At 68.9% G+C, this 12,868-nt stretch carries 6 protein-coding genes; 2 read left to right on the top strand and 4 right to left on the bottom strand.

Going from position 1 to position 12,868, the window contains the following annotated elements; genetic code table 11:
* Nucleotides 1-185: 185 nt before the first annotated feature.
* The gene (locus QZH52_RS27660; RefSeq protein WP_301813956.1) at nt 186-6,707 is read right to left on the bottom strand and encodes a non-ribosomal peptide synthetase; all 6,522 of its coding nucleotides are present in this window, start codon (nt 6,705-6,707) and stop codon (nt 186-188) included.
* Nucleotides 6,704-8,569 (bottom strand): non-ribosomal peptide synthetase, encoded by a 1,866-nt coding sequence (locus QZH52_RS27655; RefSeq protein ID WP_301813955.1) that lies wholly within the window; start codon nt 8,567-8,569, stop codon nt 6,704-6,706. The genes QZH52_RS27660 and QZH52_RS27655 overlap by 4 nt, the downstream gene beginning before the upstream one ends.
* Nucleotides 8,570-8,848: 279 nt before the next feature.
* Here QZH52_RS27655 and QZH52_RS27650 point away from each other — a divergent pair, with 279 nt between their 5' ends.
* The gene (locus QZH52_RS27650; RefSeq protein WP_301813954.1) at nt 8,849-9,061 is read left to right on the top strand and encodes a hypothetical protein; all 213 of its coding nucleotides are present in this window, start codon (nt 8,849-8,851) and stop codon (nt 9,059-9,061) included.
* Nucleotides 9,062-9,143: 82 nt separating this feature from the next.
* On the opposite strand, the gene QZH52_RS27645 is transcribed toward QZH52_RS27650, so the two are convergent.
* Together QZH52_RS27645 and QZH52_RS27640 are read right to left on the bottom strand one after the other, a co-directional pair.
* Complete coding sequence (locus QZH52_RS27645; RefSeq protein WP_301813953.1) at nt 9,144-11,381, bottom strand: NADP-dependent isocitrate dehydrogenase; 2,238 nt, start codon at nt 11,379-11,381, stop codon at nt 9,144-9,146.
* Between the two features lie 169 nt (nt 11,382-11,550).
* The gene (locus QZH52_RS27640) at nt 11,551-12,345 is read right to left on the bottom strand and encodes a hypothetical protein (RefSeq protein WP_301813952.1); all 795 of its coding nucleotides are present in this window, start codon (nt 12,343-12,345) and stop codon (nt 11,551-11,553) included.
* A 204-nt stretch (nt 12,346-12,549) separates the two neighbouring features.
* Between QZH52_RS27640 and QZH52_RS27635 the strand changes: the two genes are divergently transcribed.
* The gene (locus QZH52_RS27635) at nt 12,550-12,858 is read left to right on the top strand and encodes a DUF4124 domain-containing protein (protein WP_301813951.1); all 309 of its coding nucleotides are present in this window, start codon (nt 12,550-12,552) and stop codon (nt 12,856-12,858) included.
* The last annotated feature ends 10 nt before the right edge of the window (nt 12,859-12,868 follow it).

Genomic DNA, 12,868 nt, shown 5'->3' with positions numbered 1-12,868 from the left:
GCTCCGTCGCGTTCCCTATCCGGCATTCGCGAAAGATTCTGAAATCCGGCCCCCGGAGAGAGCGGCTCGCCCTCTTGACAGGATCAAGCCATATCAGCCCCCACGCTCCCCCCACTTCGTGTGGGTCGCTGCCCCCCGAGGGGGCCGCAGGCCGCCTTGGGGCGGCCCGGCGCCGGCCTGACCCGTCAGGCGCGCTGGAACAGCCGCTTGAACCAGCCCTTCGGCTGATTCGCCGACTCTTCGACCGGGGCCGGTTCGCCCTCGGGCAGTTCGATGCCGCGGGCGAGCTGTGCCAGCGACTCGAAGATCATTCGCCGGGCTTCCAGGCGGACGGCGCTGCGGCGATGGAAGGCGATGACGGCCCGGCTGACCAGGAGCGAGTCGCCGCCGAGGTCGAAGAAGTTGTCGGTGCGCATGACGGCGTCGCCGTCCACTCCCAGCAACTCGCACCAGATCGCGGCCAGGGCGCGCTCCGCCGGCGTCGAAGGCGCATCGGCGGCGCTGGCCTGGGGCCGTTGTTCGGCCCGCGGCGCCGGCAGCGCGTGCCGATCGACCTTGCCATTGGGCAGCAGCGGCAGGGCGTCGAGCGCGACGTAGTGCTGCGGCAGCATGTAGTCGGGCAGCTTGATACGCAGGTGGTCCCTCAGGGCCGCTGCGTCGAGGTCGCCGCCGCGCAGCACGACATAGGCCACCAGGCGCGCATCGCCGGGGCGGTCTTCGCGCGCCATCACCAGACACTGCGCGACATCGACATGGGCCTGCAGCCGGGCTTCGATCTCGCCCGGCTCGATGCGATGGCCGCGCACCTTGATCTGGAAGTCGAGCCGCCCCTGGTGCTCGAGCAGGCCGTCGTGGCGCCAGCGCCCGCGGTCGCCGGTGCGGTACATGCGCGCCTGCGGGTCGGTGCCGAAGGGGTCGGGGACGAAGCGTTCGGCGGTCAGTTCCGGCCGGTGCAGGTAGCCGGTCGCGACGCCTTCGCCGCCGATGAAGATCTCCCCCGACACGCCGGCCGGGCAGCGCTTGCCCTGTGCGTCGAGCACATGGATGGTGGTGTTCGCGATCGGGCGGCCGATGGCGATGGTCTGCGCGTCCGGCGGCACCCTCCAGCAGATGGACCAGACCGTGGTCTCGGTCGGGCCGTACAGGTTCCAGAGTTCGCCGGTGCGCGCCGAGAGCTGCCCGGCCAGCTGCGGACTGAGGCTCTCGCCGCCGACCAGCGCCTTGAAGGACGGCGAGCCGTGCCATCCGGCATCGATCAGCAGCCGCCAGGTCGCGGGCGTGGCCTGCATCAGGGTGGCCCGCGACCGGTCGAGCAGCGCGCGAAGCGCCTCGCCGTCGACGGCCTGTTCGCGCGTCGCGAGCACGAGGGTGGCGCCGCCGAGCAGCGGCAGCAGCAGTTCGAGCACCGCGATGTCGAAGCTCAGCGTGGTCACGGCGACGACCACGTCGTCCTGCGTCAGGCCGGGTTCGCGCTGCATCGACAGCAGGAAGTTCACCACGGCGCGGTGCGGCACCACCACGCCCTTGGGCTTGCCGGTGGAGCCCGAGGTGTAGATGACATAGGCCGGGTCCTGCGGCCGTGCGTCGCGCGCCGCATCGGCCGGCAGGGCGGTGGCGGGCTGCGCCAGCAGTTCAGCCTGCGCCTGGTCGAGCAGCAGCTTCGGCACGGCCAGGGCCTGCCACGGCGCGGCGAGAGATTGCTCGGTCACCAGCAGTGTCAGCGGGGCGTCGAGCGCCATGTCGTGCAGCCGCTGCAGCGGATAGGCCGGGTCCAGCGGCACATAGGCGCCGCCGGCGCTCAGGATCGCGAGCTGTGCCACCACCATCGCCGGCGTGCGCTGCACGCAGAGGCCCACCAGGCTGCCCCGTTGCACGCCGCGCGCGCGCAGCACGCGGGCCAGTCGGCGCACGCGCGACCAGAGTTCCGGGTAGCCCAGGGTGTCGCCGGGCATCTGCGCGATGGCGGTGCCGGGCGCCTCGCAGCGGGCTTCGAGGAGGCGGTGCAGGGTGAGCTCGCGCGGACAGGCGCGCTCGGTCCGGTTCCAGGCCGCGAGCCGGGCCAGGTCTTCGGGGCTGGCGGCCGCATGGTCGTGCAGGGGCCGTTCCGGCTGCGCGATGAAGCGCCCGAGCAGATGCATGTAGTTGTCCAGGATCGCCTGGGCGGTCTCGGGAGTGAACAGCTCGGTCGAGTAGGTCAGGGAAATCGCGTGCTCGCGCTCGGTGTCGATCGTCAATTCGAGATCGAACAGCGTCGCGTGCAGGTCCGTGCGCAAGACGCTCGCCTCGAGCCCCTCGAACTCCGAACGCTTGCGCGGGGTGTTCAGCACGTTGAACAGCACGCGGATCTCGGGCGCCCGGGTTCCGGCCCGCTGCTTGTGCAGGCTGTCCATCAGGTAGTCGAACGGGATGTCCTGGTGCGTGAACGCCGACAGGCAAGTCTCGCGCACCTGCTGCGCGAGTTCGTGGAAGCTCTGTGTCGAGCGCACCTGGCTGCGCAGGGCCAGCGTGTTGACCAGCGAGCCGACCACTTCCTCGGACTCGATGCGCATGCGCCCCGCGATCGGCGTGCCGACCACGATGTCCTCCTGGCCGCAATAGCGCGACAGCATGGCCTGGAACGCCGCCAGCAGCGTCATGAACGGGGTGAGGCCCAAGGTGCGGCTGAATTGCTGGATGCCGGCCAGCCAGTCATCGGGCAAGGCCAGCCGGACACGCTCGCCGCGGCTGCTGTGGCGCTGCACAGCGGCGGTGTCGGAGCTCAGGTGCAGGGGGCTCATGCCGGCCAGCTGGCCCAGCCAGTACTGCGTCTGGCTGGCGAGAATACGATCGCCGATGTGGGCTCGCTGCCAGCTGGCGTAGTCGACGAAATCGAAGGCGCGCGGGCTCTCGCTGCCGGCGTCGCCGCGCAGCTCGGCGGCGTACAGGTCCTGCAGCTCCCGCAGCAGGATGTTCCATGACCAGTCGTCGCCGATGATGTGGTGCATCACGAGGACCAGGACGTGGTCGTCGGCGCCGAGCCGCATCAGGACGAAGCGATGCAGCGGCCCGCTCGCCAGGTCGAAAGGCGCGTTGGCGATGCGCCCGGCATGGCTTTGAATGGCGAGGTCGCGTTCGCTCTCCGGGACGTCCGACAGGTCGAGCTCGATGACGTTGGCCGGCTGCACCCTGCCGATGAAGGCCGCGGGTTCGGTGTCCACGAATTCGAAGGTCGTGCGGAACGCCTCGTGCCTGGCGACCAGGCGGTCGAAGGCCCGGTGCAGCGCGGCGCGGTCCAGCGGCCCGCGCAGGCGCATCGTGTCGCGCATGTTGTAGGCGGCGCCCTCGGGGTCCAGCTGGTTCAGCACCCACATGCCCCGCTGCGAGAACGACAGCGGCAGGGGCCCCGAACGCGAGACGGGCTCGATCGGCGCCAGCGGCACGGCGGCGTCGGCGGCGGGGCCGGAGGCCAGCTGGCCCACGGCCTGCGCCATCTGCTCGATCGTCGGGTGATCGAAGATCTGCCGCAGAGGGAACTCCACCCCCAGGGTCGAGCGGATCCGCGACACGATCTGGGTGGCGAGCAGCGAATGCCCGCCCAGGTCGAAGAAATTCGCGCGCATGCCGAAGCCCGACTTGCCCAGCACATCGCTCCAGATGTCCAGCAAGGCGGATTCGATCGGCGATCGCGGCGCGAGCCGGTCGAGCGTCGACGCATCGGTCTCGGGGCTGGGAAGGCGGCTCCGGTCGAGCTTTCCGTTGGCCAGGCGCGGCAGCTCCGGCAGGATCACGAACGCGCTCGGGATCATGTAGTCGGGCAGCCTGGACTTCAGCGCCGCGCGCAGGGAGCGCGGATCGGCGGGTCCTCGGGGCACCACGTAGGCCACCAGCTCCTTGCGGCCGGCCGCCACTTCGCGAAGGACCACCGCGCTCACCTGCACCTGGACGCAGGACGACAGCGCGGACTCGATCTCCCCGAGCTCGATCCGGAAGCCGCGCAGCTTGACCTGGTCGTCCCGGCGCTCGATGAATTCCACCACGCCATCGTGCAGCCAGCGCGCCGAGTCGCCGGTCCGGTACATCGTCTCGCCGGGCCGGAAGGGGTTGGACACGAAGCGGTCGGCGCTGAGTTCGGGGCGGCGGTGGTAGCCACGCCCGACGCCGAGGCCGCCGACGTACAGCTCGCCGGCCACGTTGACGGGCTGAGGCTGCAGTTGCGCGTCGAGCACGTACAGCTGGGCGTTGGCGATCGGACGGCCGATCGGCACGATCGCCCGCTCGGGCAAGGGCTCGCCGACCTCGTACCAGGCGCTGTCCACGGTGGCTTCGGTGGGGCCGTAGAAGTTGCCGAGCCGGACGCCCGGCAAGGCCTGGCGGAACGACACGGCCAGCGCGCGGTCCATGGCTTCGCCGCCGCTCAAAACGTAGCGAAGCCCAGGGCAGGCGATGCGGTCCATCTCGCCCAGCATCACGCGCAGCTCGGACGGCACGAACTGGACGACACTGATGTCCTCGTCGCGAATCGCCTCGGCCAGCCGGCGCATGTCCTGGTGGACACCGGGCTCGGCGATGACCAGCGTCGCGCCGCAGCACAGCGGCGAGAAGAACTCCCAGAGCGAGGCGTCGAAGCTCGACGAGGTCTTCTGCAGCACGCGATCGGCCGCCGTCAGATCGAGGGCGTCGTTGATCCACAGCACGTGGTTGCTGAGGCCGCCGTGCATCAGCTGCGCCGCCTTGGGGGTGCCGGTCGAGCCGGAGGTGTAGATCAGGTAAGCCAGCTGGTCCTGACGCGACGGTGCGGCCTGTTCGGCCAGGGGCTCCCGCGGGACTTCGCCGCCGTCGTCCGTGACCACCAGGGTCCGGGTCGGCACGGCGGTGTCGATCTGCCGCAGCCGATCCGCCAGCGCTGCCTGCGTCAAGACCACGGCGGGCGTCGAATCGTCGAGCATCGCCTGCAGCCGCTCGGTCGGGTGGGCCGGGTCCAGCGGAAGGAAGACGCCGCCGGCCTTGAAGATCGCCATCAGGGCCACCGCCATGCCGATGCAGCGCTGCATGCAAAGGCCGACGACCACCTCGGGTCCGACGCCCAGCGCGCGCAGCTCGCCGGCGAGCCGGTCCGAGAGCAGGTCGAGGTCGCGGTAGCTGGCGCTGAGTGCGCCGGAACGCAGCGCGACAGCCTCGGGCGTCGCTCGCGCCTGGGCTCGGAAGAGTTCGTGCACCGGCAGCTCGCGCGCCACGGCGGGGAGCCGCTGGTTCCAATCGAACAGCATCCGGTGCCGCTCGGAGGCATCCATCAGCGGGAGGCGGTCCAGCGCGCCGTCGGGATCGGCGACGATGCCGCGCAGCAGCTGGACGAAGTGCGACGCCAGCCGCTCGATGGTCTGCGCCTCGAACAGGTCGGTGCGGTACTCGAACAAGGCTTCGAGCCCGGCGCCGGATTCGATCACCGTCAGCGACAGGTCGAACTTGGAGGTCCGGGCATGGACGCCGACCTGCTCGCTCGCGAGTCCGTCGAGTTCGAGCAGGCGGTGGGGAAAGTTCTCGAGCGCGAACGAGACCTGGTAGAGCGGGTTCCGGCTGGCATCGCGGTCCGGGCTCAATTCGGCCACCAGCCGGTCGAAGGGCATGTCCTGGTGGATCAGCGCCGCGAGCGTGGTCCGGCGCACGCGCTTCAGCAGTTCGGTGAATCCGGCGCTGCCTTCGAGGAGGTTGCGCATGACCACCGTGTTGGCGAAGTAGCCCACCACGTCGCGCAGCTGGGCCTCGTTGCGCGCAGCCACGGGGACACCGACCGCGATGTCGCTCTGCCCGGTGTAGCGCATCAACAGCACGTTGAACGCCGCCAGCAGGGCCATGAAGCTGGTGGCGTCCTGCTGCGCCGCCAGCGTCCGCAGCGCGGCGGCGAGCGCCGGATCGATGGGCAGCGAGAGGGTCCGTCCCTCGTAGGCCATCTGCAATGGCCGATGGCGGTCGGTCGGCAGGTTCAGGGTCTGCAGCTCGCGCAGGTTCTCGCGCCAATAGGCGAGCTGGGCCTGCAGTCCGTCGCGTTCGAATCGATGGCGCTGCCACTGCACGCAGTCGGAGAAGCGCAGCGGCGGCGCGGCCAGGCCGGCGTCGTTGCCGCCCTGCGCATAGAGCTGGCCGAGTTCGCGGCGGATGACGCTCATGGACCATCCGTCGGCCACGATGTGGTGCACCACCAGCACCAGGATATGGTCGTCGGGTGCGATCCGCAGCAACTCCGCACGCAGCAGCGGAGCGCTCGAAAGATCGAAAGGCCGGGCGATGCAGGCGCCGATGCGCACCAGGAGCGCGGTCTCGCCGCTGTCGGCCGGTGTGAGCGCGACCTGCCGCAGGCTGAATCGCTGCTGGGCCGTGGGCGCCGGCAGCACCTTCTGGCTGGGCGCTTGCCCGGAGGCATGGAACTCGGTGCGCAGGCTGTCGTGGCGCGCGATGAGCGTGCGCAAGCTGCGCTCGAGCACCTCGGCGTCCAGGGGGCCGCGATGCCGGCTTGTCGAATGGATGTTGTAGGGGGCTTCCCCATGGGCCATCTGGTCGAGGAACCACAGGCCTTCCTGCTGGAAGGACAAGGGGGCGCCATCGGCCGTCGCCGGCTTTGCCGCGGCGGCGGCCTGGGCGCGTTGCTGGAGCTTGCGGGCGAGGATGCGTCGCAGCGCCTCGGGGCTGGCCGGAACGGGGTCCTGGTCGGTCGAGGTCGAGGCTGCGTTCATTGGGTTTCGAATTCGTTGCCGAGCAACTGCGCCACTTCGTCGTCGCTGAGGGCATCCAGTTCGGCCTGGAACGAAACGCTCAGGGCATCGGCCTCGTCGATGGCGGCCCGCAGCGCGGATGCAAAAGTCGTGACAGTCGGCCGCAACAGCAGCGACGATGCGGGCAGGTCCACGCCCCAGGTGTGGTTGACCTGCTGGACCAGCCGCGCCGCCGACAGGGAATCACCCCCGATGGCGAGGAAGTTGGCATCGAAGCGGATCGCCTCCTGGTCCAGGACCTGGGCGAAGAGGGCGGCGACCTGCGCCTGCAGGGGCGTCAGGGGCGCATCGGCAGGCGCGGCGCCGGCCGGGGCGCAGAGCTGATTCCGAAGGGCGTGGCGCTGGATCTTGCCGCCGGCGCCCACGGGAATCTGCGCGACCACGTGGATGCAGGCCGGGATCTTGAAGTCGGCAATGACGCCGAAAAGCCCGCTGCGAAGCTGCTGTGCCTCCGCTTCGCTGCCCGGCGCGGGCACCACCGCCGCATGGACGTCCTCTCCGAGCGTCGGATGCGCCACCGCGAAGGCCACGGCCTGCGCGACGCCAGGCAGGCGCAGGAGCGCCTGCTCGACCTCGAACGGCGATATCTTCTCGCCGCCGCGGTTGATGATCTCCTTGCTCCGGCCGGCCAGGAACAGGTACCCGTCGGCGTCGAACCAGCCCAGGTCGCCGGTTCGAAACCACCCGTTCTGGAACGTGTCGGCGCTCGCAGCCGGGGTGTCTTCATAGCCCTCGAACACCGAGGGCCCGCGTGCCATCACCGCGCCCCGCTGCCCCGGCGGCAACGGATCGCCCGCTTCGTCGGCCACGCGCAGTTCCACGCCGACCGGGCGGCCGACCGATCCCGGCTTGCGGACCGCCGGCGGCAAGGGATTGCTCGCCAGTTGGCCGGCCGTTTCGGTGATGCCGTAGGCCTGGATGACAGGAACGCCCCACAAGGCTTCGATGCGGGCCTGCAAGTCCGTGTCCAGGCCGGACGATGACGAGCGGACCAGGCGCAAGGCGTGCGGCGGCATCCCGGTGCCATGGTGGGACGCGAATTCGACGATCGCGTGGTGGACGGCGGGTGACGCGGTGTACCAGGTCGGTCGGAACTCGCGGACCCAGCGCAGGAATGACGCGGCGTCGAAGGCGGGCGCGCAGACCACCGACGAGCCCGCGGCGAGCGGCGCCAGCAGTCCGACGATCAAGCCCTGCGCATGGGACACCGGCATCACGCACAAGCCGCGGTCTTCCGGGCCGAGCCCCAGGTGGCGCGCGGTCTGGAGCGCCGAATGGACGAGCTGCCATTGACCGATCGGCACCCTCTTGGGCGCCCCGGTCGTGCCCGAGGTCGTCAGCACGAAGGCCGTGTCCGCCGGTTCGGGCCAGGGCCTCTCGACGCCGGCCGAAGGGGGGTCCGGTGCATCGGCGAGCCACCGCTGAAGGTCGAAGGCGAGGTGGACGAGCCCGAGTGTCCGTGCCAGCTGGACGGCCGCGGCATCATCCGGCAACCCGAGGACGGCATCGGCCCTGGCGCTGTCGAGCTGCGCGAGTAGTTCGGGTGGCGCCAACCCGGCGTGCAGCGGAATGCACACGGCCCCGCATGCCATCGCCAGGCAAGCCACCACCCGCTCCAGGCCGGCCGGCAGCAGCACGGCCACCCGCGCGCCGGGCGCAAGGCCATGCGACGCGAGCCAGGGCCGGGCGTACTGAACCAGGGCGAACAATTTCGCGTAGCTGATCGGAGGCGAGCCGGGCGCCAGCAATGCGCTCGCAGCAGGCCTCAGCGCGGCATGACGCTCGAATTGCTGCGCCAGTGTCGAGAATTCGAGGTCGGACAAGACTTTCCTTGACGCGAGTGGTTGCTCACAGGGTGATTGCGTAACATTTTAGTACACATTAACCCAATGTGAATTTAACCTCGCGTCAGACAAGTCCTCCTTGTCCTGAGAGACAGCTTCCTTGGTGGTGACAGCGTTTCGCACAGTAAGTCATCGGTAGCCCCCGCGGCATCACCCGAAAAGAGGTTGACACCACGAATTGCAGAAACATGTGTACTTAAGTTTCGAAATCGTTCATTATTGCCGCCCATTAGGCAATTGCCGACTCAGAGCAACCCAATGGACTCTTCACTCCCTGCTGACAACCCCGCGTTCCATCGATGGACCGAGGTCACCGATGCCTTCGCCAGGGAATTCAACCGCCTCCAGGCCGGGGACCAGGCCGCGCTGGCCGAGGTGCGACGGCTGTCCGGGGAACTGCAGCGCATGGGTCGGGCGCTCGGGCTCGAAATGCCGACCGCCGCGAGCCGCCCGCCATCCTTCTCGAAATGACGGCGGACGGACAAGAAAAAGGCCCGCCGAAGCGGGCCTGGATCGTGGCGCCGACCTGAACCAGCGGTCGGCGGGGGCGCGCTCAGGCGGCCGCGGAGGCCAACGCCGCGTTGAAGGTGGCGCTCGGCCGCATCACGGCCGCGGTCTTCTTCGGATCGGGCATGTAGTAGCCACCGATGTCGGCCGGCTGCCCTTGCACCGCCTTGAGTTCGTCGACGATCTTCTGCTCGTTGGCGGCCAGAGTCTTGGCCAGCGGCGCGAAATGCGCCTGCAGTTCCTTGTCTTCGGTCTGGGCGGCCAGGGCCTGGGCCCAGTACAGCGCCAGGTAGAAGTGGCTGCCGCGGTTGTCGAGCTCGCCGGTCTTGGTCGACGGGCCCTTGTTGTTGTCGAGCAGCATGCCCGTGGCGGCGTCCAGCGTATCGGCCAGCACCTTGGCCTTCTTGTTGCCGGTCTTCTGGCCCAGGTCCTCGAGCGACACGGCCAGCGCCAGGAACTCGCCGAGCGAATCCCAGCGCAGGTGGTTCTCCTCGACCAGCTGCTTGACGTGCTTCGGGGCCGATCCGCCGGCACCGGTCTCGAACATCGCGCCGCCGGCCATCAGCGGCACGATCGACAGCATCTTGGCGCTGGTGCCGAGTTCCATGATCGGGAACAGGTCGGTCAGGTAGTCGCGCAGGATGTTGCCGGTGACCGAGATGGTGTCCTTGCCGCGGATCACGCGCTCCAGCGTGTAGCGCATGGCGCGCACCTGCGACATGATCTGGATGTCCAGGCCCTTGGTGTCGTGGTCCTTCAGGTAGGCGTGCACCTTCTTGATGAGTTCCGCTTCATGCGGGCGGTACTCGTCGAGCCAGAACACGGCCGGCATGCCCGACAGGCGCGCGCGGTTCACGGCCAGCTTGACCCAGTCGCGGATCGCCGCGTCCTTGGTCTGGCACATGCGCCAGATGTCGCCGGTCTCGACGTTCTGCTCGAGCAGCACTTCGCCGGTCGCGATGTCGACGATACGGGCCACACCGTCCTCGGGCACCTCGAAGGTCTTGTCGTGCGAGCCGTACTCTTCGGCCTTCTGCGCCATCAGGCCGACGTTGGGCACGGTGCCCATGGTCACGGGGTTGAAGGCGCCGTTGGTCTTGCAGAAGTTGATCATCTCCTGGTAGATGCGGGCGAAGGTGCTCTCGGGCATCACGGCCTTGGTGTCCTTCGGACGGCCGTCCGGGCCCCACATCTTGCCGCCCAGGCGGATCATCGCGGGCATCGAGGCGTCGACGATCACGTCGTTGGGCGCGTGCAGGTTGGTGATGCCCTTGGCCGAGTCGACCATCGCGAGCTCGGGGCGGTGCTCGTGGCAGGCGTGCAGGTCCTTGATGATCTGGTCGCGCTGCGAGGTCGGCAGGTCCTTGATCTTGTCGTAGACGCTCGACAGGCCGTTGTTGACGTTGACGCCGAGTTCATCGAACAGCTTGCCGTGCTTGGCGAAGGCGTCCTTGTAGAAGACCTTGACCGCGTGGCCGAAGACGATCGGGTGCGACACCTTCATCATGGTCGCCTTGACGTGCAGCGAGAACATCACGCCGGTCTCGCGCGCGTCTTCCATCTCGTCCTCGTAGAACTTGAGCAGGGCCTTCTTGCTCATGAACATGCTGTCGATGATCTCGCCTTCGAGCAGCGCGACCTTCTTCTTCAGCACGATGGTCTGGCCGCTCTTGGTGACCAGGTCCATCTGGACGTCGCGCCCCTTGGTGAGCGTCATGCTCTTTTCGCCGGCGTAGAAGTCGCCGCCGTGCATGTGCGAGACGTGGGTGCGCGAGGCCGGGCTCCACTTGCTCATCGAATGCGGGTTCTTGCGCGCGTTGCGCTTGACGGCCGCGGGGGCGCGGCGGTCGGAATTGCCTTCGCGCAGCACCGGGTTGACCGCGCTGCCGAGCGCCTTCGAATAGCGCGCCAGCAGCGCCTTCTGTTCGTCGGTCTTGGGGTCTTCGGGGTAGTCGGGGATCTTGTAGCCGCGCGCCTGCAGTTCCTTGATGGCTGCCAGCAATTGGGGCACCGAGGCACTGATGTTGGGCAGCTTGATGATGTTGGTGTCGGGCGACTGGGTCAGGCGGCCGAGTTCGCCCAGGTTGTCGGGAACCTTCTGCTCGGGCGTCAGGAATTCAGGGAACTCCGCCAGGATGCGGGCTGCCACCGAAATGTCGCTGGTCGCGACCTCGATCCCTGCCGGCGCGGCGAACGTCTGGATGACGGGCAGCAGCGAGGCCGTGGCCAGCAGCGGCGCCTCGTCGGTGAGGGTGTAGATGATCTTGGATTGAGCGGTAGCCATTGTGTGACCTCTGGAGCTTGGCGGATGTGCGGGATGCCCGCGGCAGGCAGGTGGCCGCGGGCCGTCGTTTTCGACGCGCGCTAGTCTACTTGAGGGGTGTTTCGCCTCGTGGTAGAGGGTCTAAGGGCGGAGCATGGATCGTGCCGATCCGGATGCTCTCGATGGCGACTCAGCCCATCAGGGTGGGGTTGCGGCGCGCCTCGTCGATCTGGCGCTGGCGAATCGCTTCGCGGCACTGGCCCAGATGCGCGCTCCTGGGGTCCGCGCATCGGCTGTTGACGCAGATGGCGCGGGCGAAGAAGTTGCTGCCGCTGCAGGCGGCCAGCGGGTTTCGCTCGGCGCGGACGGCCGCCGACTGGACCGCCACCTTCCGGGTTCGCGTCGGTGCGTTGCTTTCCGCGGCCACCGCCCGAGCGGGCTCGGCCTCCTCGTCGGCCAACGCTGCCGGCGAGCCGCTGCCCGACACGATCGCCACCTCGCCTTCGCTCAGGCCGAGGTCGCCGGCCGCCAGCCGCGAGGGCTTGCGCTTGGGTGCGGCGTGCGAAGGTGCCGCGGCGGGGACGGTCGCGGCGACCGCGACCGCGGCGTGCGGCGCCGTGCCCGGCAAGCGCGATTGGTACCAGCCGGCAAAGCCGACGAAGAGCAGCAGCGGCGGCAGCAGCGCCAGGCGCATGACGTTGGTCAGCGACTTCACGGCCGGTGCCGGCGCTGTCCTCTGGCGCACCGCGCGCGGCTCGGGCGCCGGGTCGGCCTCGTCGCCGACCGGCAGCGGGCAGCCGCAGGTGCGGCAGCGCGCATCGCTCTGGTGGTTGACGGTCTGGCAGAACTCGCAGGTTGCGAAATCCGACGGGGCGCGCCGGACCCACATCTCCACCAGGTCGCCGACCTGTACGTACGCCACCGGCCGCTGCACGGCGGGCCAGACGGCGGTTTCGGGAACGATATGTCGATGAAACGGGTTCATTTGAACGGCCCGAACTTGAAGGAATTCTTTTGTAGTACAGACTGCGCGTCTTGTATGTCGGCGTCCACCGGAACGTGTCGCGACGTTGCGCAACGCGCACAAGGGCGTGAGATGTTTGTCACGATTTGTCTCGGCCACTCGTGACAATTTGCTTCGAGCTTCGCCGGCTCGGCCTAGGATTGCCGAAACATTCGAAAGCGACCCATGGCCTCTCTGGTGCTGCCCCTGTTTCGAACGATCGCCGTCTGGAGCCTCTGTGCAGCAAGCACGATGGCAGCGGCCGAGATTCATCGCTGCAAGGATGAACGCGGCCAGACGGTCTTGTCCGACCGGCCCTGCGGATCGGCGTTCTCTGGCCCGCCGCTGCAGTCGAACACGCTGGGCAACGGCGCCGACCGGCTGGCCGCGCCGCAGATGCACAGCGTCCGCGCGCGCGAAGGCGGCGGCCAGTACGACTTCATCTCGGACAGCCGGCCGGGCGAGCGCGCCTCGGAAAAGCAGGCACTCAAGTAGGGGCGACGCG

This window comes from Variovorax ginsengisoli, assembly GCF_030486595.1.
GTDB lineage: Bacteria > Pseudomonadota > Gammaproteobacteria > Burkholderiales > Burkholderiaceae_C > Variovorax > Variovorax ginsengisoli_B.
The sequence above is the reverse complement of the archived record's forward strand: the minus strand, read 5'-3'. Positions and strand labels throughout refer to the sequence as shown.